This window comes from Pseudonocardia sp. HH130629-09 (genome assembly GCF_001294645.1).
Classification (GTDB): domain Bacteria; phylum Actinomycetota; class Actinomycetes; order Mycobacteriales; family Pseudonocardiaceae; genus Pseudonocardia.
The window spans coordinates 431,044-451,821 of record NZ_CP011868.1 but is presented as its reverse complement, the minus strand read 5'-3'; the positions used below and the strand labels follow the sequence as shown (position 1 = coordinate 451,821).

At 74.4% G+C, this 20,778-nt stretch carries 21 protein-coding genes; 6 read left to right on the top strand and 15 right to left on the bottom strand.

Translation table 11 applies throughout. The annotated features are described in order from the left end of the window. Positions 1–3: 3 nt before the first annotated feature. Both XF36_RS02175 and ald read right to left on the bottom strand, forming a co-directional pair. Entirely contained in the window at positions 4–1,539 is a 1,536-nt protein-coding gene (locus XF36_RS02175) for an amino acid permease (RefSeq protein ID WP_060710674.1), read from the bottom strand. Positions 1,540–1,633: 94 nt separating this feature from the next. After that, complete coding sequence (ald, locus tag XF36_RS02170) at positions 1,634–2,734, bottom strand: alanine dehydrogenase (protein WP_060710673.1); 1,101 nt, start codon at positions 2,732–2,734, stop codon at positions 1,634–1,636. Between the two features lie 117 nt (positions 2,735–2,851). Here ald and XF36_RS02165 point away from each other — a divergent pair, with 117 nt between their 5' ends. Then, the gene (locus XF36_RS02165) at positions 2,852–3,334 is read left to right on the top strand and encodes an Lrp/AsnC family transcriptional regulator (protein WP_060710672.1); all 483 of its coding nucleotides are present in this window, start codon (positions 2,852–2,854) and stop codon (positions 3,332–3,334) included. A 27-nt stretch (positions 3,335–3,361) separates the two neighbouring features. On the opposite strand, the gene XF36_RS02160 is transcribed toward XF36_RS02165, so the two are convergent. Further along, entirely contained in the window at positions 3,362–3,952 is a 591-nt protein-coding gene (locus XF36_RS02160; protein ID WP_060710671.1) for a TetR/AcrR family transcriptional regulator, read from the bottom strand. Positions 3,953–4,027: 75 nt separating this feature from the next. Between XF36_RS02160 and XF36_RS02155 the strand changes: the two genes are divergently transcribed. After that, complete coding sequence (locus XF36_RS02155) at positions 4,028–5,245, top strand: FAD-dependent oxidoreductase (RefSeq protein ID WP_060710670.1); 1,218 nt, start codon at positions 4,028–4,030, stop codon at positions 5,243–5,245. A gap of 40 nt (positions 5,246–5,285) precedes the next feature. On the opposite strand, the gene manA is transcribed toward XF36_RS02155, so the two are convergent. The 5 genes from manA to XF36_RS02130 all read right to left on the bottom strand — a co-directional run bounded on the left by manA (position 5,286) and on the right by XF36_RS02130 (position 9,781). Further along, positions 5,286–6,497, bottom strand: a complete 1,212-nt coding sequence (gene manA, locus XF36_RS02150) for a mannose-6-phosphate isomerase, class I (RefSeq protein WP_060710669.1) — start codon at positions 6,495–6,497, stop codon at positions 5,286–5,288. 28 nt (positions 6,498–6,525) lie between these two features. Continuing rightward, on the bottom strand, positions 6,526–7,644 hold the full coding sequence (locus tag XF36_RS02145; protein ID WP_060710668.1) for an SIS domain-containing protein: 1,119 nt from the start codon (positions 7,642–7,644) through the stop codon (positions 6,526–6,528). Beyond that, the gene (locus XF36_RS02140; protein ID WP_020627721.1) at positions 7,641–7,844 is read right to left on the bottom strand and encodes a Trm112 family protein; all 204 of its coding nucleotides are present in this window, start codon (positions 7,842–7,844) and stop codon (positions 7,641–7,643) included. The genes XF36_RS02145 and XF36_RS02140 overlap by 4 nt, the downstream gene beginning before the upstream one ends. A 110-nt stretch (positions 7,845–7,954) precedes the next feature. Further along, the gene (locus tag XF36_RS02135) at positions 7,955–9,367 is read right to left on the bottom strand and encodes a phosphomannomutase/phosphoglucomutase (RefSeq protein WP_060710667.1); all 1,413 of its coding nucleotides are present in this window, start codon (positions 9,365–9,367) and stop codon (positions 7,955–7,957) included. Between the two features lie 63 nt (positions 9,368–9,430). Continuing rightward, entirely contained in the window at positions 9,431–9,781 is a 351-nt protein-coding gene (locus XF36_RS02130; RefSeq protein ID WP_060710666.1) for a DUF3499 domain-containing protein, read from the bottom strand. Between the two features lie 134 nt (positions 9,782–9,915). On the opposite strand from XF36_RS02130, the gene XF36_RS02125 reads away from it, so the two are divergent. Further along, positions 9,916–10,401 (top strand): metallopeptidase family protein, encoded by a 486-nt coding sequence (locus tag XF36_RS02125; protein WP_082375113.1) that lies wholly within the window; start codon positions 9,916–9,918, stop codon positions 10,399–10,401. A 185-nt stretch (positions 10,402–10,586) separates the two neighbouring features. Here XF36_RS02125 and XF36_RS02120 read toward each other — a convergent pair whose 3' ends face one another. Beyond that, positions 10,587–10,877 (bottom strand): WhiB family transcriptional regulator, encoded by a 291-nt coding sequence (locus XF36_RS02120; protein ID WP_043282017.1) that lies wholly within the window; start codon positions 10,875–10,877, stop codon positions 10,587–10,589. 221 nt (positions 10,878–11,098) lie between these two features. Here XF36_RS02120 and XF36_RS02115 point away from each other — a divergent pair, with 221 nt between their 5' ends. After that, positions 11,099–11,869, top strand: a complete 771-nt coding sequence (locus XF36_RS02115) for a site-2 protease family protein (RefSeq protein ID WP_145981230.1) — start codon at positions 11,099–11,101, stop codon at positions 11,867–11,869. A gap of 209 nt (positions 11,870–12,078) precedes the next feature. On the opposite strand, the gene XF36_RS02110 is transcribed toward XF36_RS02115, so the two are convergent. From XF36_RS02110 to XF36_RS02085, 6 genes are read right to left on the bottom strand one after another with little or no spacing between them, the layout of a single operon-like run. After that, positions 12,079–12,609: an NUDIX hydrolase gene (locus XF36_RS02110; protein ID WP_060710664.1), complete on the bottom strand. Its 531-nt coding sequence runs from the start codon at positions 12,607–12,609 to the stop codon at positions 12,079–12,081. A 4-nt stretch (positions 12,610–12,613) separates the two neighbouring features. Then, on the bottom strand, positions 12,614–13,990 hold the full coding sequence (locus tag XF36_RS02105) for a coenzyme F420-0:L-glutamate ligase (protein ID WP_238589074.1): 1,377 nt from the start codon (positions 13,988–13,990) through the stop codon (positions 12,614–12,616). Beyond that, positions 13,983–14,981 (bottom strand): 2-phospho-L-lactate transferase, encoded by a 999-nt coding sequence (cofD, locus tag XF36_RS02100; protein WP_060710662.1) that lies wholly within the window; start codon positions 14,979–14,981, stop codon positions 13,983–13,985. Before cofD ends, XF36_RS02105 begins: the two co-directional genes overlap by 8 nt. Positions 14,982–15,000: 19 nt before the next feature. Then, positions 15,001–15,948, bottom strand: coding sequence for a DNA-3-methyladenine glycosylase family protein (locus tag XF36_RS02095; protein ID WP_238589073.1), 948 nt, complete (start codon positions 15,946–15,948; stop codon positions 15,001–15,003). Positions 15,949–15,959: 11 nt separating this feature from the next. Beyond that, positions 15,960–17,030: a sugar phosphate nucleotidyltransferase gene (locus tag XF36_RS02090; protein WP_020625544.1), complete on the bottom strand. Its 1,071-nt coding sequence runs from the start codon at positions 17,028–17,030 to the stop codon at positions 15,960–15,962. Between the two features lie 38 nt (positions 17,031–17,068). Continuing rightward, a complete protein-coding gene (locus tag XF36_RS02085; protein WP_238589072.1) occupies positions 17,069–17,947 on the bottom strand; it encodes a glycosyltransferase family 2 protein in 879 nt (292 codons plus the stop codon). A gap of 404 nt (positions 17,948–18,351) precedes the next feature. On the opposite strand from XF36_RS02085, the gene XF36_RS02080 reads away from it, so the two are divergent. Both XF36_RS02080 and XF36_RS02075 read left to right on the top strand, forming a co-directional pair. Then, positions 18,352–20,010, top strand: a complete 1,659-nt coding sequence (locus XF36_RS02080) for an LCP family protein (protein ID WP_082375112.1) — start codon at positions 18,352–18,354, stop codon at positions 20,008–20,010. Between the two features lie 17 nt (positions 20,011–20,027). Then, on the top strand, positions 20,028–20,774 hold the full coding sequence (locus tag XF36_RS02075) for a TIGR03089 family protein (RefSeq protein WP_082375111.1): 747 nt from the start codon (positions 20,028–20,030) through the stop codon (positions 20,772–20,774). Positions 20,775–20,778 lie beyond the last annotated feature (4 nt).

The following is a 20,778-nucleotide window of genomic DNA, read 5'->3' as shown; positions in this document are numbered from 1 at the left end:
GGGTCAGTCCGAGGACGGCTCCTGGGCGGGCAGGTCGCCGCGCTCGCGACGACCGAGGATCGAGTTCTTCCGCGAGTAGGCGAAGTACACGACCACACCGATGACCATCCAGATGATGAACCGCAGCCAGGTCTCGACCGACAGGTTCAGCATCAGCCAGACGCAGGCGAGCACGGCCAGGATCGGCACGAGCGGCACCAGCGGGGTGCGGAAGCCGCGCGGCAGGTCCGGCCGGGTCCGGCGCAGGACCACCACGCCGATCGAGACCAGCACGAACGCGAACAGCGTGCCGATGTTGACCATCTGCTCGAGGTCCTGGGCCGGGAAGAACGTCGCGACCAGGGCGATGACGACGCCGATCAGCCAGGTGGCACGCCCCGGGGTGCCGAAGCGGTTCGTCTTCGCCAGCGCGGTCGGCAGCAGCCCGTCGCGCGACATCGCGAAGATGACGCGGATCTGGCCGAGCATCAGCACCATGACGACCGTGGTGAGACCGAGCAGCGCACCGATGGCGATGATCGTCGCCGCCCAGTTGATGCCCAGCGAGGCGAAGGCGGTGGCCAGCGTGGCGCGGGTGCCGTCGGGCTTCGTGGCCAGGTCGGTGTAGGGCACCATGCCGGTGATCACGAGCGCGACGGCGACGTAGAGCACGGTGACGATCGCGAGCGAGCCGAGGATGCCGCGCGGCAGCGCCTTGGACGGGTTCTTCGTCTCCTCCGCGGTCGTGGCGACGGCGTCGAAGCCGATGAAGGCGAAGAACACGATCGCGGCGGCGGCGAACACCCCGTAGACGCCGAAGACGCTCGACGAGGCGCCCCCGAAGAACGACAGCAGCGACTGCTGGATGCCGGTGCCGGTGTCGACGCTGCCGGGCGTGGGCTCCGGGACGAACGGGGTGTAGTTCGCCGCGTTGATGAAGAACGCACCCAGGATGATCACGAACAGCACGATCGCGACCTTGATCGTGGTGATCACCAGGCTGACCCGGCTGGACAGCTTCGTGCCGCGGTAGAGCAGGAACGCCAGGACGACGACGAGCAGCAGCGCGCCCCAGTCGAAGGAGAAGAAGCTCCCCAGCTCGAACGAGGTCGACACCTCGATGCCGAGCAGGCCGAGGGTCTGGGCCAGGTACTCCGACCAGCCCTTCGAGACGTAGGCCGAGCCGACCGCGAACTCCAGCACCAGGTCCCAGCCGATGATCCAGGCGATGAACTCGCCCAGGGTGGCGTAGGAGAAGGTGTAGGCGCTGCCGGCGACCGGCACCGTCGAGGCGAACTCCGCGTAGCAGAGCGCGGCCAGACCGCAGGCGACCGCCGCCAGCACGAACGACAGCGACACCGCGGGTCCCGCGATGTTGCCGGCCGTGCTGGCGGCCAGGGTGAAGATGCCGGCGCCGATGACCACCGCGACCCCGAAGACGATCAGGTCCATCGTCCCGAGGTCCTTTTTCAGCCGGGTGTCCGGTTCGTCGGTGTCCCGGATGGATTGCTCGACCGTCTTGGTGCGGAACATGCCGCCACCACGGCTCGTGACCGTCATGGCCGGTGAAACTACGACCGCTCTGCGGCCTGCGTCACGAATCCGGGGCCGGATTTAAGGTCACGATGGTGTTGCACCGTCGAACCGGCCCCGGTCAGACGGTGCCGTGCGGCAGTCCGTGGGCCTGCGCGACCTCGTGGGACAGCAGCGTCCCGGCGTGGGTCGACAGGCCGGCGGCCAGGTGCGGGTCGGCCTCGGTCGCGGCCTGCCAGCCCTGGTCGGCCAGGCGCAGCACGTGCGGCATCGTGGCGTTGGTCAGCGCGCGGGTCGAGGTGTGCGGCACGGCGCCGGGCATGTTCGCGACGCAGTAGAAGATCGTGTCGTGCACCTGGTAGGTCGGGTCGGCGTGGGTGGTCGGCCGCGAGTCCTCGAAGCATCCGCCCTGGTCGATCGCGATGTCGACGAGCACGGCGCCGGGCCGCATCCGGGAGACGAGCTCGTTCGACACCAGGGTCGGCGCCTTGGCCCCGGGCAGCAGGACCGCGCCGATCACGAGGTCGGCGGTGGTCACCGCCTCGCGCACGGACAGCGCGGTGGAGTACTGGGTGCGCACGGCCCCGCCGTACTGCTCGTCGATCGCACGGAGCTTGTCGACGTCGACGTCGAGCACGGTCACCTTCGCGCGCATGCCGGCGGCGATGGCGATGGCGTTCGCCCCCGCGACACCGGCCCCGAGCACGACGACCTCGGCGCCCGGGGCGCCCGGGACGCCGCCCAGGAGCATGCCCCGCCCGCCGGCCGAGCGCATGAGGTGGTAGCCGCCGGCCTGCGGGGCGAGCCGGCCCGCGACCTCGCTCATCGGGGCGAGCAGCGGCAGCCGGCCGCGGGAGTCGGTGACGGTCTCGTAGGCGATGGAGGTCGTCCCCGCCGACAGTAGCGCGTCGGTGCAGGCACGCGACGCGGCCAGGTGCAGGTAGGTGAACAGCGTCAGGTCGGGCCGGAGGAAGCCGTACTCGGACTCGATGGGCTCCTTCACCTTGAGCAGCAGCTCGGCCGAGCCCCACACCTCGGCGGTGTCGGACACGATGTGCGCCCCGGCCTCCTTGAAGTCGGCGTCGGAGATCGCGGACCCGGCGCCGGCGTCGTGCTCGACGACGACCTCGTGCCCCCGTCCGACGAGCTCGTGCACCCCGGCGGGCGTGAGCGCCACCCGGAACTCGTTGTCCTTGGTCTCCTTCGGCACTGCGACGCGCATGTCCTTCTCCTCCGCTCGGGGCCCTGTCCTGGATCAATGGTGAAGAAACATCGATAGGCTGCCAACAGAACTGAACAAGATTCTCGGAGGTGACTCATGAACGACGATCCTTCGTCGATGCCACGGAAGAGGCCGCCGTCGTCGAACCCTGTTCGGCTCGACGGGGTCGACCGCGCCCTGCTGCGCCAGCTGGAGCGGGATGCCCGGACGCCGAACAACTCACTCGCGGCGGGGGCGGGAATCGCCCCGTCGACGTGCCTGGGCCGGGTCCGGGCACTGCGCGAGAGCGGGGTGATCCGCGGCTACCACGCCGACGTCGACCCGGCGGCGACCGGTCACCCCCTACAGGCGATGATCTCGGTCCGTCTGCAGTCCGACGCCCGCGACCGGCTCGCCGAGTTCGTGACCCGGGTGTCCCGCCGCCCCGAGGTCCGCGACGTGTACTTCCTCGCCGGCGAGGACGACTACATGATCCGGGTCGCGACCGCCGACACCGTGGCACTGCGCGACCTGGTCGGCACGCTCAACGCCTGGGCCGAGGTCGCCGGCACCCGCACGTCACTGATCTTCGAGCACCACCGGGCGCCCGACACCTACTGAGCCGCGTCTCCTACCGAGCGGCGTCTCCTACCGAGCTGCGTCGTAGCCGTGGCGGATCAGCGCGAACGCGGCGTCGAGGTGCTCGCGGGCCCGACCGGCCTGCTCGCGCAGCAGTGGCGGGATCCCGACGACGACGTGCGCGAGCACCCGGTCCGCCGGTGACGGTTCGTCCCGGCCGGCGTCCCGGGCCAGCTCCGCCGCGAGCGCGGCCTCGTGGCGGGCCCACATCCGTCGCGCGTGGTCGCGCAGGCTCGGCGCCGCGTCGGTGAGCCTGCGGAAGCGCTCCAGGTCCTCCGCGCTCGGCCGCCGGTCCGACGGCGGCCCGTCGACGCGCCGGAGCAGCCAGGCCTGCAGCCCGTCGATGACGTCGGTCCCCGGCGCACGGTCGCGGACCGCGGCGACCAGCTCGGCCTCCTGCGTCGCGTCCTCGTCGAACAGCAGCGCCTCCTTACTGCCGAAGTGCTTGAACAGCGTGGTGACCGAGACGTCCGCGGCCTCGGCGATCTCGGCGACGGTCACCTCGTCGAAGCCCCGGTCGAGGAACAGCCGCAGTGCGGCGTCCGCGATGCCCTGGCGGGTGGCGGCCTTCTTGCGTTCGCGGCGTCCGGGCGTGGTCACGGCGACATGTTAGCGCAGTCACTCTGAAAGTTAAGTGACTATACTGTCGTAGTCGCTTCATCTAGATTCGGCGTCATGGCCGACACCACCAGCACTGCACCGCACGTTCTCGTCGTCGGGGCCGGCCCCGGCGGCCTGACCCTCGCCCGCGTCCTGCAGCGCCACGACATCGCCGTCACCGTCCTCGAGCGCGAGACCGACATCGCCACCCGCGACCAGGGCGGCACCCTGGACATGCAGCGCGACGGCGGACAGGTCGCGCTCGACGCCGCCGGCCTGCTCGAGGAGTTCCTGCGCATCTCCCGGCCCGAGGGTCAGGACATGCGGATGCTCGCCCTCGACGGGACCGTCCTGCTCGACGAGCGCGCCGCGCCCGGCGAGACGTTCAACCCCGAGATCGACCGCGGCGACCTGCGCACCCTGCTCCTCGGGTCGCTCGGCCCCGGCACGGTGCGCTGGGGCGCCCGGCTCGACCACGTCGAACACCCCGACGACGGACGACTCGACGCCGTACTCGACGGGGAGCCTGGCAGCGACCGGATCACCGCGGACCTCGTCGTCGGTGCGGACGGGGCACGTTCCCGGGTCCGCCCGCTGCTGTCGGACGCGACGCCGTCCTACGCCGGGGTCACCTTCGTCGAGCTGCGGGTCACGCCGTCGGCGTTCCCCGGGCTCGACGACCTGGTCGGCCGCGGCTCCATGAGCGCCCGCGCCACCGGCCGGGCGCTGATCTGCCAGCGGCTCGCCGACAGCTCCGCCCGCGTGTACGCCGGGTTCCGCCGGGAGCGCGGGTGGGCCGCCGCACACGGGCTCGACAGCACCGGAGGGGTGCTCGACGACCCGGCAGCCGCCCGCGCCGTACTCCTCGACGCGTTCGGCGACGCCGCCCCCGAACTGCGGGAGCTCATCGTCCGCTGCGACGACCGGATCATCGACCGGCCGCTGGAGATGCTGCCGGTCGGGCACCGGTGGGAGCCGGTCCCGGGCATCACCCTGATCGGCGACGCCGCCCACCTGATGTCGCCGTTCTCCGGGCAGGGCGCCAACTCCGCCATGCTCGACGCCGCCGACCTGGCCGGGGAGATCGCCGCCACCCCGGACGACCTCGACGCGGCGGTCGCCCGCTACGAGGCGACCATGTTCCCGCGGGCCGAGGCCAACGCCGCCGCGGCGGCACAGGGGCTGGAGCGCTTCTTCTCCGCGGCCGCCGCCGCGGACCCGGTGGCGGCGGCCGCCGAGGTGGCGGCGGCCGTCGCCGCGGCCGCCGAGGGGGACCGGGCCCGCCGCGGATGAACCGCCGGTGCAACAGCGCTGCCCACGAGTGCGGGCGGTGCTACAGGGCGTCGCCCGCCAGGAAGACGGTGGCGCCGTGCTCGCCGGTGGTCAGGACGGCGCCGCTGTCGGTCGCGGAGAGGAACACCGCGCGGCCGCGGGGCAGCTCGACGCCGCCACCGCCGGCCTCGACCGCGGCGTCACCGTCGACGCACAGCAGGATGCGGGCGCCGGTGCCGGGCACGTCGAGCTTGTCCCGGCCGTCGGTGACCGCACGGCGGAGCAGGAACTCCTCCACCGGCACGTCGTAGCGCTGCCAGCCGTCGGCGCCCGGGTCGGGGGCCGGGGTGCGGACCGGGGGCGGCGGGGCGGTGAAGTCGAGGACCCGCAGCAGCTCCGGCACGTCGACGTGCTTGGGCGTCAGGCCGCCGCGCAGCACGTTGTCGGAGTTGGCCATCACCTCGATGCCCGCCCCGGACAGGTAGGCGTGCAGGTTCCCGGCCGGCAGGTACAGCGCCTCGCCGGGGGCCAGGGCGATCCGGTTGAGCAGCAGCGCGGCGAGCACGCCCGCGTCGTCGGGGTAGCGCTCGGACAGGTCGAGCGTGGTCTTCGCCTCGCCGGTCCACTCCGGGGCCGTGCCGCGCTCCAGCAGCCTGATCGCGCCGTCCTGCAGGGCCGGAACGAGCCCGTCGAGCACCGACTGGGGCAGCGTGATCCAGGTGGTGAACAGAGCGCGCAGCCCGTCCGGGCACGGCTGACCGGCGAGCAGCTCGGTGTAGGCGGCGAGCTCGGGGACATCGAGGGCGCGCAGCAGCTCCACCGTGCGGGCCGGCTCACGGAACCCGACCAGCGCGACGAACTCGGTCAGCGCGCAGATCAGCTCCGGCTTGTGGTGGGCGTCGCGGTAGTTGCGGTCCGGCGCGTCCACCGCGATCCCCGCGGCGTTCTCCCGCTCCCAGCCCTCACGGGCCTGCTCCAGGCTCGGGTGGGCCTGCAGGCTCAGCGGCTCCTCGGCCGCCAGCACCTTCAGCAGGAACGGCAGCCGCCCTTCCCAGCGGTCGCGTCCCGGGCCGAGCGCGGCGACCGGGTCCGCGGCGATGAGCTCGTGCAGCGGGCGGGTGCCCCCGGCGACCGTCGACGGGGCGGCCGGGTGCGCGCCCAGCCACAGCTCCGCCTGCGGGTGCGGTGACGGGACGGGCTCGCCGAGCAGCTCGGCGATGACCGTCCGCGAACCCCAGGCGTAGGTGCGGATCGGGTTCTCCAGCAGTTCCACGGGTCTCCCGGTGTCAGGTGCGCGGGGGTCAGGTGATCAGGGTGGCACCGGTCGCCAGGCCGAGGTACACGGCGGCGATGTCGGCACGCAGGGCGAGGACGCCGGCACGCAGCAGCGCCGCGTCGCGGGTGCCCCGCGGGATCTCGTCGACCGGGTGCGCCAGGTCGGCGTTCGGCCACTCCCGGCCGAGCACCCGGCGACTCACCGCCTGAGGGTCCTCCTCGCCCGTGCCGAGCAGCACCAGGCGCGGCGGTGGCGCGTCGCCACCGGGGGCCGGGTCGTCGAACGGGTCGTGGAAGATGTCGCCCCCGCCCCGCTCGGACAGGTCGACGGCGACGCGCAGCCCGGCCAGGGTGCCGGCCTGTGCGAGCCCGTCGGCGTGCGCGACGACACCGGCGTGGGTGGCCAGCGCCAGCGCGCCGTGCCGGGCCACCGCGGCGGCGGCCGGGTCCACCCCCCACAGCAGCGGGGTCCGCTCGGCCAGCCGCAACGCGAGCGCCTTCGCCGGGTTCACGAACGGCTCGTGCGCGGGCTGGCAGCGCTCGGCCTCGGCGTCGAGCGCGTCGGCCAGCGCCTCGAGCCGGGCCGGGACCTCCTCGCTGCGCATCCCGGGCAGCAGGTCCAGCTCGGCGACGGCGACCAGCGCGACCGTCAGCGCCTGGGCGAACCCGAGGCCCTCGGGCAGCGGGATGCGCGGCTCGACCAGCCGGGCGCGCCCGGCGCCCGCCTGGGCGACCGGCCCGGAGTCCGGCGCGGAGAGCACGACCTCGGCACCGCGGTGCACCGCGACGGAGACCGACTCGGCCAGCTCGGGGTCGGTGGGGTCCGTGGAGTGCGCGACGACGACGTCCAGCGGCCCGATCCAGCCCGGCATCCGCTCGGCGGCCACGACCGGAACCGGACAGCGGTCGGTGAGCAGGGCCGTGACGAGGTCGGCCACCGCCCCGGAGACGCCGGGCCGGCGCAGCAGCACCAGCGCGCGGGGGCGGTGGCCGCGCAGCCGGTCCAGCCCGGCCTGGCCCGCGGTGTACAGCGCGGACCGTACCTGGGCACCCGCGGTCGCGGCGGCCCGCAGGACGCCCGTGGTGTCCCGCGCTGCCAGCTCCTCGGGATCGGCCAGCAGCGTGTCGTCGAGCACCCCGTTCACCCGTCGTCCCGTCCGTCCCCCGCCGGCCCGGTACCGGGCAGCGCCTCGTCGAGGAGCAGCACCGGGATCCCGTCGGTCACCGGGAACGCGCGACCGCACGCCGTGCAGGTCAGCCGGTCCTCACCCGGGGTCAGGACCGCGTGCGCGTCGCACGGGCAGGCCAGGATCTCCAGCAGCTGGGGGTCGAGCTGTAGGGCCACGGTTCTCCTCGTCGTCATCTCGCGCTCTCGATGCTGCCACCCGGTACCGACACTCCGCGGCAGCCGACCGGGTACGGACGCCGTCACCGCAGGTGTGCGGGGTCGTGCGATCAGGCGCGCACGACCGCCAGCACCTCGTCGACCAGGGCACGGACGGCCGCGGCGTCCGCCGCCTCGACGTTGAGCCGCAGCAGCGGCTCGGTGTTCGAGGCCCGCAGGTTGAACCACGAGCCGTCCGGCAGCGAGACGGTCAGACCGTCCAGCCGGTCGAGCTCGACACCGTCGCGCGTACCGAAGACGCGTTCGATCTCGGCCACCCGCGCCGCCTGGTCCTCGACCGTCGAGTTGATCTCTCCGGAGGCGGCGTAGCGGTCGTAGTCGGCCATCAGCCCGGACACCGTCGCGCCGTCGGCCGCCGCCCGGTGCTCGCCGAGCGCGGCCAGCAGGTGCAGCGCCGCGAGCATCCCGGAGTCGGCCTTCCAGAAGTCGCGGAAGTAGTAGTGCGCGGAGTGCTCGCCGCCGAACACCGCGCCGGTCTCGGCCATCGTCTGCTTGATGAACGAGTGCCCCACCCGGGTGCGGACCGCGCGGCCGCCGTGCTCGGCTACCAGCTCGGGGACCGCCCGCGAGGTGATCAGGTTGTGGATCACGACGACGTCGGACTCCCCCGCCGCGTGCGCCCTGGCGAGCTCACGGGCCGCGACCAGCCCGGTGATCGCGCTCGGACTCACCGCCTCGCCCTGCTCGTCGACGGCGAAGCAGCGGTCGGCGTCGCCGTCGAAGGCCAGGCCGAGGTCCGCGCCCTCGGCGACGACCCGCTTCTGCAGGTCCACCAGGTTCGCCGGGTCCAGCGGGTTCGCCTCGTGGTTCGGGAAGTTCCCGTCGAGCTCGAAGTACAGCGGGACGACGCGCACGTCCAGGCCGTCGAACACGGTCGGGACGGTGTGCCCGCCCATCCCGTTCCCGGCGTCGACGACGACGGTCAGCTCCGGGGACGCGTCCAGCGAGGTCAGGTCGACCAGGCCGCGGAGGTGGCGCGCATAGCCGTCGAGCATGTCCTCGGTGCGCACCGCCCCCGGGGACCGGACCTCGGGGACCCCGGAGTCGAGGAAGCGGGCCGCATCGTCGCGGATCGTCGCGAGACCGGAGTCCTGACTGACCGGGACAGCGCCGGCACGGCACAGCTTGATGCCGTTGTAGGCGGCCGGGTTGTGGCTCGCGGTGAACATCGCGCCGGGCAGGTCCAGCGAGCCGGAGGCGTAGTAGAGCATGTCAGTGCTCGCGAGCCCGATGTCGACGACGTCGAGCCCCTGCCCGGTCACCCCGTCGGCGAACGCCGCCGCCAGCGCGGGCGAGCTGTCCCGCATGTCCCGCCCGACGACCACCGCCGACGGCGCCGGGTCGTCGCCCGCCACGAGCCGCGCCGTCGCCGCACCCAGTGCACGCGCGGTGGGTTCATCCAGTTGGTCGCCTACGACACCGCGGATGTCGTAGGCCTTCACGATCGCCGAGAGGTCGGGCACGACGCACGACCCTAGCGCAGTCGTGTCACCCGTCCGCGCAGGTCTCCTCACCCCGTGGGCGGCTCAGCCGTCCTCGGGCTTCGGGAGCACCCGCAGGTGCCCGCGCCGCCCCGTGCCACCCGGCCGTGCGACGACCTCGAACGGCCGGTCCACCCGGCCCGCCTCGCGGACGGCGTCGGCGAGCGCGGTGAGGTCCTCACCGCTGTGCTGGGGCTGGGCGAACTCGCCCTCGAACCGGACGACCTCCCACCCGCGGGGTGCCGTGAGGTTGTGCGCGTGCCCGGTGCAGAGGTCGTAGGAGTGCGGCTCGGCCTGCGTGGCCAGCGGGCCGACGACGGCGGTCGAGTCGGCGTAGACGTAGGTGAGCGTGGCGACGGCGAGCTCGGTGCAGCCCGTCCGTGAACATCTCCGCACACTCAACACGTCGTCGACGATAGCCCGTCGCAGGCCCGCCGCCGTACTGCGACGCGCACCCCGCTCGGCGGACGGTCCGCCCGCCGCGGTCGCGGGTCGCCCCTCGACGGGGCACGGGGTCCTAGAATGCCCTGGTGCCCACCGCTCGCCCCGAGAGAGACCGCCGGCCGCCGCGCAGCCCGCGCCGGCGGGACCGGCGCGGACGCGGCCTGCGCGGCCTGATGTACCCGGTGTCGACGCCGGCCTTCCGCACCCGCGCCGAACGCTTCGACGCGAAGGTGCTGGAGGCGCTCGAGCCGATCGAGGCGCGCTGGGGCCCGGAGCTGGTCGACCTCGACCTCGCCGTCGACGACGTGCCGTCGGTCGACCGCACCTCGCCCGACGAGATCGTGTGGGGCACCGGTGTGCTGGCCGACGTCGGCGTCCCGCTGGCGCACCTCGTCCCGGCCGGGGTCGACTCCGCCGGGATGCCGACCCGGGCGCGGATCGTGCTCTACCGCCGTCCGCTCGAGGCCAGGGCGCGCAACGGCGAGGACCTCGCCGACCTCGTGCACGAGGTGCTCGTCGAACAGGTCGCGGAGTACCTCAACATCGAGCCCGACGCCGTCGACGGCGGCTGAGCGGCGCGGTACGGCCGCCCGGCGACCACCGACGCCGGGTACGACGACAGGCCGGTCACCGTGACGGCGACCGGCCCTCGTGTTCGCTTCCCGCGAGCTCGTTGCCCCGCGATGGATCCCAGACTGCGGTGTCTGCGACCTTCACTCCGCTCGGACGGCGGTGCCGTCTGCGCTCCTCGCTCCGCTCAGACGGCGGCCCGGCGGAGGCGACGACGCTCCCGCTCGCTCAGCCCGCCCCAGATGCCGAAGCGCTCGTCCTGGGCCAGCGCGTACTCCAGGCACTCGGCGCGGACCTCGCAGCCGGAGCAGATGCGCTTGGCCTCCCGGGTGGAGCCGCCCTTCTCGGGGAAGAACGCCTCCGGATCGGTCTGGGCGCACAGCGCGCGCTCCTGCCAGTCCGGGACCTCCTCGGCGGAGCCGTCGTCCAGCAGGCCCCTCAGGTCCAGGATCTGGGCGACCTGGTCGTAGTCGGCCATCTCCTGGCCGGGTCGTTCGACCGCCCCCACCGGCTCGGCTTCCACCGGCCGCAGCATCCGCATGAACCCCTCGACGTCGTCCACTCGCCCACCTCCCCGCAACGCACTGGCGAATGACACCGCTGTAAGTACAGCGCTGACACTCGCTCTGTGCAAGCCGGCTCTGCCGATTGAGTGAAGGGTCGCGCGCGGACGTTTCCTCCGACATGGAGTATGGGTACGTGCCGTCCCTGACACGCCGCATCAGCCCCTGGTTCCTGCTGATCCTCGGCGTCACCCTGCTCGGTGGTGTTCTCGCTGCCGCCGCCGTTCCCGCGCAGTCGCAGGCCCTGGGGACCCTCGGGATCTTCGTCATGGTGCTCGGCGGCTGGGTGGTGTCGCTGTGCCTGCACGAATACGGGCACGCCATCACCGCCTACCGCGGCGGGGACACCTCGGTCGCGGCGAAGGGCTACCTGACCCTCGACGTGCGGCGCTACACCGATCCCGGCCTGTCGCTGGTGCTGCCGCTGATCATCCTGCTGATCGGCGGGCTGCCGCTGCCCGGCGGCGCGGTGTGGATCAACCAGTGGGCGCTGCGGTCGCGGGCCCGGCGCAGCGCGGTCTCGCTGGCGGGCCCCGCGGCGAACCTCGTCCTGGGCATCGTGTTGATCATCACGGTGGCCGCGTTCCCGGAGATGCCGCTGCCGGTCGCGGCGGGACTGTCCGCGCTCGCCTACTTCCAGATCATCGCGTTCGTGCTGAACATGCTGCCCGTGCCCGGCCTCGACGGCTGGGGCGTGCTGGAGCCGTACCTGTCCGTGCCGGCACTGCGCCTCGGCGAGCGGGTCCGGCCCTGGGCACCGTTCGTGCTGCTCGCCCTGCTGCTGTTCGTGCCCGGGGTGGGCGCACTGTTCTTCGCCGTCACCCAGCTGCTCTTCGGCGCCGCCGGCGGTAACCAGCCGCTGTTCCAGCTCGGCTACTCCGAGCTGTTCTTCTGGCGCAGCCTCTGAGCCCCGCTCACCGCTCCGCGGTTCGCGCGCGAGTTCGGAGTCCGCGCGTGTCGTGATGCGCGCGGACTCCGACTGCTCGCGCGGGCGCCGGTTCCCAAGCGGACTCCGGTTTCGCTCGCGCAAGCCGGTCTCCCGAGCAGACGCCGGTCTCCCGAACGGCCGCTGGTCTCTCGCGCGCGCCACCGGGGTGGAGCGGGCGGGGTCGCAGGTCAGCGGGCGGCGGCGACCATCGTCGCGACGGTGTCGTCGTCGTCCGGGAGGGCGTCGACCGGCCACCAGCGCAGGTCGAGCGACTCGTCGCTGATCCGCGGGGTCGCCCCGGCCGGGGCGCGGACCAGGTAGCGCACGTCGAGGTGCCGGGTCGGGACGCCGAGCGAGCAGGTGACCGGATGGACGTCGACGTGCAGCGGGTGCTCGCCGATCTCCAGTCCCGCCATCCCGGACTCCTCGGTGGCCTCCCGCAGCGCCGCGGCGCGCAGCGAGCCGTCGCCGGGCTCGCAGTGCCCACCCAGCTGGATCCAGCGCCCGACCCGCGGGTGCAGGGTCAGCAGCGTGTGCTCGCCGGTCTCGTCGAGCAGCAGCGCCGACGCGGTGAGGTGGCCGGGCACGCAGGAGCGGTCGCAGGCGTCGTCCGGGCGCGCGTCCAGGAAGGCCAGCAGCGCGTGCTGCAGAGCCCGCTGGCCGGCGTCGGGCGGGGTCCAGGCAGCGAGCTCGCGGGCGGCCGTCGCCGGGGCTACCACGGGCTCACAGCTCCAGCAGGCCGTCGCCGACCGGCCGGGGCTCGCGCGGGGCGATCGGCTCGACCGGCACACCGACGGCGACTGCGCCGAGCGCGGCCCAGTCCTCGGGCAGGTCCAGGACCCGGCGGGCGACGTCCGCGGCGAAGATCGTCGAGCCGACCCAGCAGGACGCCAGGCCCTCCGCGGCCAGCGCGACCAGCAGGGACTGCACCGCCGCCCCGCCGGCGACGGTGAACATGTCCCGCTCGGCGGCGTTGCGGGCCGCGTCCGGGTAGCCGTGCATCCCCGCGCTGGACCGGAACGCCAGCACCAGCTCCGGGGCGCGGCGCAGCAGGTCCCCGCGGGCGAGGCGACGCTCCACCTCGTCGGCCGGGCGCCCGTCGGCGACCAGGTCGGCACGCCAGCGCTCGCGCAAGGCGTCGAGCAACGCGGTGCGCCGCGCCGCGTCGCGCAGCCACACGAACCGGAACGGGGTGCTGTGGTGCGGCGCGGGTGCGGTCAGCGCGACGGCCACCGCGCGGCGCACGGCGTCGGCGTCGACCGGCTCCTCGGCGAAGTCCCGGGTGCTGCGCCGCAGCAGGACCGCCTCGCGGCGTCCGCGGTCGATCGCCTCCTCGGTGCCCAGCCAGAACAGGTCCTCGGAGATCGGCCGGATCAGGTCGCGGGCGGTCGAACCGTCGTCGGGCAGGGCCGCGCCGCGCAGCACCGCCACCGGCAGCCCGCCGAGCTTGCCTTTCACCAGGTCCGCGGCCGCGGCGATCTCGTCGGCGACGGCGATCTCGGTGACGACCAGGTCGTTGCCCTGGCCGTCGACGGCGCCGGAGTAGCCGTGCAGCACCGGCAGCCCGGCCGCGCCGATCGCGATGTCGGTCTGGCCGACCCGCCAGCTGCGCCCCAGGGTGTCGGTGACGACGACGCCGACCTCGACGCCGAGCCGCTCGGCCAGCCCCGCGCGCAGCCCGGCCGCGCTGGCGTCCGGGTCGACGGGCAGCAGGGCGAGCTCGTCGCGGCGGACGTTGGAGCCGTCGATGCCCGCGGCGGCCTGCACGATGCCGAGCTTCCCGGCCACGATCAGCGTCCGGCCCTTGCGGGCCACCACCCGCTCGGTCTCCTGGTCGACCAGCCTGCGACGCAGCGCGTCGCGCTCCTCGTCGTCGGAGGGGGCCGGCACCAGCCTGCCCTCGACCTTGGAGAACACCTTGCTGGTGACCACCACGACGTCGCCGTCGCGCAGCCAGGCCATCCGCTCGGCCAGGACGGCGGTGAGGTCGTCGCCGGGGCGGAACTCCGGCAGCCCGGGGACCGGGAGGATCTCCAGCTTCTGCGACGCGTGGTCGGGGAAACCGCCGGCCACGTCGGCCCTGTCGGCCCCGTCAGACACCGACGCCCGCCAGCTCGAACGCGGCGCGAGCCATGTCGGCGGTCGCGTCGTGGTCGGTCATCAGCAGCGGCACCTCGCGCACGGTCGCGCCGGGCACGGTCGCGGCGTCACCGGTGTGCACCAGGTAGCCGTCGAGCAGGCCGCCCTCGCCGCGGCCGCCGTAGTGCCGGCCCACGCCCTCGGCGCTGGTCTCGACGCCGATCGCGGTCAGGCAGGCGTCGGCCATGCCGCGCACCGGGGCGCCGCCGACGATCGGGGACAGCCCCACGACCTTCGCGGGCGTCGCGGCGAGGGCCTGGGCGACCCCGGGCACCGAGACGACGGTGCCGATCGACACGACCGGGTTGGACGGGGCGACGAGCACGACGTCGGCCCCGGCGATCGCGGCCCGGGCGTCGGGCAGGATCGCGGCCTGGTCCGCGCCGACCGAGGCGAAGCGGTACGCCTTCGGGGCGGCCCGGTGCCGGATCCACCACTCCTGGAAATGGATCGCGACCTGCGGGGTCTCCTCGACCGCGGCCGGGTCGGGGTTGTCGATCACGACGTGGGTCTCGACGCGGTCGTCGGTGGCGGGCAGCAGCCGCACCCCGGGCTGCCAGCGGTGGCAGAGCGCCTCGGTGACCTGGGAGAGAGGGTAGCCGGCACGCAGCATCCGGGTGCGGACGAGGTGGGTGGCGACGTCGCGGTCGCCCAGCCCGAACCAGGTCGCGTCGGCGCCGTAGGCCTCCAGCTCGGCCTTGACCGACCAGGTCTCGTCCGACCGGCCCCAGCCCTTCTCGACGTCGATGCCGCCGCCGAGGGTGTACATGACGGTGTCGAGGTCCGGACAGACCCGCAGCCCGTGCAGCCAGATGTCGTCGCCGACGTTGACCACGGCGGAGATCTCGTGCTCGGACTCCCCCGCGCCGACCGCGGACAGTCCGAGCGCGACCTTCACGCCTTGCAGGAAGCGGGCCCCGCCGACGCCGCCGACCAGTACGGTGACCTTCACGGGTACGACCCTACGTCGGTCAGAACGAGCGGTAGTCGCGCGGGGAGAACCGCGGCCCGAACCGGGGACGGCGGAACCCGGACGCCTCGATGTAGCGCACCGCGCGCTGGCGCTGCGGGACGTAGGGGGCGAGCACCTCCAGCATCCCGGCGTCGTCGAGGTCGTGGCCGAGCAGTGACCAGCCGACGGTGTTGGGCACGTGGAAGTCGCCGAAGCTGACCGCGTCCGGGTCGCCCCAGGCGCGCTGGGCGGTCTCCGCGGCCGTCCACACCCCGATGCCGCGGACCCGGCGCAGCAGCACCCGGCCCTGCTCCCCGCCCAGCTCGGCGGCCCGTTCCAGCCGGTGGGCGACGACGGCGGCGTGCAGGATCGCCGTCCGGCGCGCGTGGTTGACGCCGGCCCGGTGCCACTCCCACTCCGGGATCGCCCGGACCTGCTCGGGCGTCGGCGGCACCCGCATCCCGGCGGGCACCACCCCGGTGGGCCCCGGCGCGGGGTCGCCGAAGCGCCGGGCGAGCTCGCGGAAGCTGCGGCGCGCCTCGGTGCCGGTGACCTTCTGTTCCAGCACCGCGGGCAGCAGCGCGTCCCACACCCGGCCGGTGGAGCCCAGCCGCAGGCCGGGGCGGCGCCGGTGCGCGTCGGCGACGAGCGGGTGGTGCGCCACGAACGCCGCCGGGTCGTCGTCGGCCCCCAGCAGCGACGGCAGCCGGTCGATCTCCCAGGCCGCGCCCGGTCCCCAGCCGGTCGCCCGCACGGTGCCGTACGGGCCCCCGTCGGCCCGGCGGCGGATCGCGACGGTGGCGGGACCGGCAGGCGTCGTCGAGACCCGCCAGATCACGGCACCGTCGACGGCGGTGCGCCAGGTGGGGTCGCCCCGGCCGCGGCGCAGCGGGGCCAGCACGCCGTGCAGGTCGAGCGGGAACGGCGGCCGCCATTCCCGGTCCACCACCACGGCGACCGCGTCCACGCCCCCGATGGTCACACGTCGGGCGAGAACCGGACCCCGTGGGGCGGCAGCGTGACGTCCGGCCACACCCGCATGTTGTGCCGCAGCTCGCAGTGCGCGCCGATCACGGCCCGGTCGCCGACCACGGTGTCGCGGATGCTGGCGCCCTCCTCGACGACCGCGCCGGCCCCGATCACCGAGTTCTCCACGACCGCTCCGGCCCGGACCACCGCGCCGTCGAACAGCATGGAGCCCTCGACCCGGGCCCCGGAGCCGATCCGGGCGCCGCGGCCGACGGTCGTCCCGCCGAACACGAACGCGTCGGCGGCCACCTCGGCCCCCTCCAGCACCATCGACTCGCCCGTCGGGCCGGGCAGCGCCGCCGAGGGCGCGACCCCGCGGACCAGGTCCGCCGAGCCGTGCACCAGGTCGCCAGGGGTGCCCATGTCGCGCCAGTACGCGACGTCGACGTGGCCCTGCACGTGCGCCCCGGAGGCGAGCAGGTCGGGGAACGTCTCGCGCTCCACCGACACCGGCCTGCCCGCGGGGATCGTGTCGATCACCTCGCGACGGAAGACGTAGCACCCGGCGTTGATCTGGTCGGTCGGCGGGTCCTCGGTCTTCTCGAGGAACTCCAGCACCCGGCCGGTCGGGTCGGTGGGGACGCAGCCGAAGGCCCGCGGGTTCTGCACCCGCACCAGGTGCAGCGTCACGTCGGCACCGGTACTCCGGTGGGTGTCGGCGACGGCGGTCAGGTCGGTGCCCGCCAGCACGTCGCCGTTGAAGATCATGACGTGCTCGGCCGAGAGCTTGCCGGCCACGTTGCGGATGCCCCCGCCCGTGCCCAGCGGCTCGGTCTCGGTCACGTAGGTGAGGTCCAGCCCCAGCGACGAGCCGTCGCCGAAGTGCTCCTCGAATGTCTCCGCCAGGTAGCTCGTACCCAGCACCGCCCGCCGGATGCCCGCCTCGCGGATCCGCGACAGCAGGTGCGCCAGGAACGGCACCCCCGCCGTCGGCAGCATCGGCTTGGGCGCCGACAGGGTCAGTGGCCGCAGCCGGGTGCCCTTGCCCCCGACCAGCACGACCGCCTCGACGTCCTGCAATGCAGGTTCCCCCTCAGGTTCCTTCTTCTCGTTCGCGCTCAGCCGGTCCGCCGCAGCAGACCCGAGCGCACGGCCAGGCCGGCACGCAGGGCCGCACGCAGCGGTGCGTGCACCGGACCGCGGTGGCGGCCGGCCAGGTACCGGTAGGCGCTGCGGTGGTGCTCGGCGAGCATCCGTGCCGACACCCCCGGCTTGCCCGTGGACGCTCCGCCCACGTGTACGACATCGGCCCCGGGGACGTACACGTTTCGCCATCCGGCGAGCCCCAGGCGTTCCCCCAGGTCGACGTCCTCGAAGTACATGAAGTAGCGCGGGTCGAAACCGTCGACGGAGTCGAACGCGGCGCGCCGCAGGAGCAGGCACGACCCGGACAGCCAGCCGGCCGACCGCTCGGTCAGGTCCTCGCGGCTGCGCCGGTAGGCCGCGGTCCACGGGTTGGCGGGCCAGACCGGCGCGAGCGCGGCGTGCCCGGCGCCCGCCAGCAGCGACGGGACCTCGCGTGCGGAGGGGTAGACCTCGCCGGACGGCTCGCGGATCAGCGGGCCGAGCGCCCCGGCACGGGGGTGTCGACGGCCGGCGTCGAGCAGGGTGTCGAGCGACCCGGCGCCCCACTCCAGGTCCGGGTTCGCCACGACGACCCAGCCGTAGCGGTCGGGCAGCGAGGCCACCCCGCGGTTGGCGGCGGCGCCGTAGCCGACGTTCTCCCCGATCGGCAGGAACGTCACGTGGTCGCGCTCGCGGGCCGCGCGCTCCGGGGCGCCATCGACGGATCCGTTGTCGGCCAGGACGACCGGCACGTCCGTGCGGGTCGTGGCACCGCGCAGCGAGTCGAGGAAGGTGTCCAGCAGCGCGCCCGGCGAGTAGGTCACCGTGACGACGGCGACCTCGTCGCCGTAGGACCGCACGTCGTCGGCCACCTGGCCTCCCCGTCCTTCTCCGTCCACCCGGCGCATGTCCGGCAACCTAGTCAGCACCGGTGCGGCCGGGCCCGGCGGCACCGCCCGTTCGCGCCAGCGAAGATCACACTCCGTCACCATACCGGAGATCGCGATACTGTAACCCTAATATCTGGACCGTCCCCGAGCTGCGGCGACACGCCACAGCCGTGCGTCACTCTCAAGTCCCGACCCCCTACGACGACCGGGCGAGCGGCCCGACACGCAGGCCCGCGCGGCCCGCGGCGCGGGTCCCGATGCTGCACCCTGGTCCCGACCGGGGTGTCCGGTCCTGGAGACGCACGGCCCGCGCCCGGGTTCACCGGACTCCCCCGTCCGGGTGAGACACGGCTGCGCGGACGAGACGGACCCCGAGGGGAGCGAGCATGGGCGAGAGCTACCGGGACCGCTCCCGCCCGTCGGCGGCCGAGCGCGCCGCCGCCCGGCGGTCCGGCCGCCCCACCGCTCCCGACGTCCGGTCCCGCTCGCCCCGCCTCCGCCCCGACACCGGCGCCGCACGCGGGCGACCGGCGGGCTCCGCGGGCTGGAGCCGTGCCGGGACCGGCCCCGACGAGCACCCGCCGTACCCGGCGCGCGACGGGCGCACCGGCGGACGACCGCCCCGGGGCCGCGGACTGCTGGCCCGGCTGCGCCTCGCCGTCGCCGTGCTGTCCGCGCTGACGGTGCTGCTCACCGGCGCCGCGTGGACCCTCTACCGCGACGTCACCGGCGGAATCACCACGACGAACCTCCTGTTCGGCGGCTCCGCCGGGGGCGAGCAGAACATCCTGCTGGTCGGTGTGGACAGCCGTACCGACGCGCAGGGCAACCCGCTGCCCGCCGACGTCCTGGCCCAGCTGCGCAGCGGCGCCGAGTCCGGCGTCCTCAACTCCGACACGATCATCGTCGTGCACCTGCCCGCCGACGGCAGCAGCGCGACCGCGTTCTCCATCCCGCGCGACTCCGAGGTGTCGATCCCCGGGATCGGCCGCAACAAGATCAACGCGGCGTACCCGCAGACGAAGGCGCAGACCGCGTCCCGGCTCGTCGCCGAGGGCGTGCGCGACCCCCGGCAGATCGACCAGGACTCCTCGCAGGCCGGCCGGCAGGCGCTGATCGACACCGTGCAGGACCTCACCGGGCTGGCCATCGACCACTTCGCCGAGGTCAACCTGCTCGGCTTCTACAACCTCACCAACGCCGTCGGCGGCGTCGACGTCTGCCTGAAGGCCCCGGCCAAGGACGCCTTCTCCGGCGCCGACTTCCCCGCGGGCCCGCAGACGATCTCCGGTGCCGACGCGCTCGCGTTCGTGCGGCAGCGGCACGGCCTGGCCGGCGGGGACCTGTCGCGGATCAACCGCCAGCAGGTGTTCCTCGCCGCCGTCGCCAACAAGGTCCTCTCCTCGGGCACGCTCACCGACCCCCGCAAGCTCGGCGCGCTGGTCGAGGTGATCCAGCAGTCCGTCGTCATCGACAGCGGCTGGGACCTGCTCGGCTTCGCCCGAGAGGCGTCGTCGATCGCCGCCGGGAAGATGGACTTCCTGACCATCCCCACCGGTGGCCCGGAGACCACCGGCGGCAAGGACGTGCTGCTCGTCGACCCCGCCGAGGTCCGCGACTTCGTCGCCCGCCACACCGAGCCCGAGCCCGAGGAGGCCGCCGCGGCCTCCACGGAGGCGGCGCCGCCGGTCGTGGCCGACGTGGCGAACGGGTCCGGGGTGACCGGGCTCGCGGCGCAGGTCGCCGACACCCTGGGCCGCAACGGGTTCACCCCCGGCGAGGTCGGCAACGCCCCGGACCGCACCACCTCGGTGGTCCGTTACAGCCAGGCCGACGGCGACGCCGCCGCCCGCCGGGTCGCCGACGCGCTGGGCGGGATCGGCGTCGAGCAGTCCGACGCCGTCGCCCAGGGCCGGGTGCAGGTCCTGCTCGGCACCGACCGCGCGAACGGCGGCCGGACCAGCGCCGCGGCGGCCGCGCCCGCCGCCGCACCGGCGCCGTCGACCCCGCCGATCACCGCGGGCGGGGTCCCGTGCATCGACTGACGTAGCGTTCCGGGGCGATGGACACCGTCTTCGGCTCCGGCCTGTTCCTCACCGACGCACTGCTCGGCCCGGCGCTCGGCGCCGCCGCTCCGCGCCCGCTGGTCACCCACTACGACGACGCGACCGGCGAGCGGACCGAGCTGTCCGGCACGACGACCGCGAACTGGACCGCGAAGGCGGCGAACCTGCTGCGCGACGAGGTCGACGTCGAGCCGGGCACCCGGGTGGCGGCGCTGCTGCCCGCGCACTGGCAGACCGTCGCGGCACTGCTCGCCGTCTGGTCCTGCGACGCGGAGCTCGTCGGCGACCCGGCGGGCGCCGACGTCGTCCTCGCCGACGCGGCGCGGCTCGACGTGGCGCTCGCCGCCGGCGCGGGCACGGTCGTCGCGTTCTCGCTGGACTTCTTCGGCCGCGGCCTGGGCGACCTGCCCGGCGGGGCCGTCGACTTCGCGACCGAGGTACGGGCGCACGGCGACGAGTTCGTCCCCTGGGACCCGGTCGAGGGCGCGGCCCCGGCCTGGGACGGCGCGAGCGGGGAGCAGGTGCTGGCCACGGCCCGGGAGCGGGCGGACGCGCTGGGCATCACCGCGGGCGCCCGGGTGCTGTCGGTCGTCGGCTGGGACAGCGCCGACGGCCTGCGCGACGGGCTGCTCGCCGTCCTCGCGGCGGGGGCGTCGCTGGTCCAGACGGTGAACCCGGCCGCCGACCCCGCCGCGCTGGACCGGCGCGCCGAGACCGAGCGGGTCACCCTGCGCCTGGGGTGAGCAG

Excerpts from the sequence above, each read along its gene's own strand:
- XF36_RS02175 (WP_060710674.1), bottom strand. The coding sequence starts at position 1,539 with ATGACGGTCACGAGCCGTGGTGGCGGCATGTTCCGCACCAAGACGGTC.
- XF36_RS02120 (WP_043282017.1), bottom strand. The coding sequence starts at position 10,877 with ATGGCCGACTACGACCAGGTCGCCCAGATCCTGGACCTGAGGGGCCTG.
- XF36_RS02075 (WP_082375111.1), top strand. The coding sequence starts at position 20,028 with ATGGACACCGTCTTCGGCTCCGGCCTGTTCCTCACCGACGCACTGCTC.
- XF36_RS02155 (WP_060710670.1), top strand. The coding sequence starts at position 4,028 with ATGGCCGACACCACCAGCACTGCACCGCACGTTCTCGTCGTCGGGGCC.
- XF36_RS02165 (WP_060710672.1), top strand. The coding sequence starts at position 2,852 with ATGCCACGGAAGAGGCCGCCGTCGTCGAACCCTGTTCGGCTCGACGGG.
- XF36_RS02080 (WP_082375112.1), top strand. The coding sequence starts at position 18,352 with ATGGGCGAGAGCTACCGGGACCGCTCCCGCCCGTCGGCGGCCGAGCGC.
- ald (WP_060710673.1), bottom strand. The coding sequence starts at position 2,734 with ATGCGCGTCGCAGTGCCGAAGGAGACCAAGGACAACGAGTTCCGGGTG.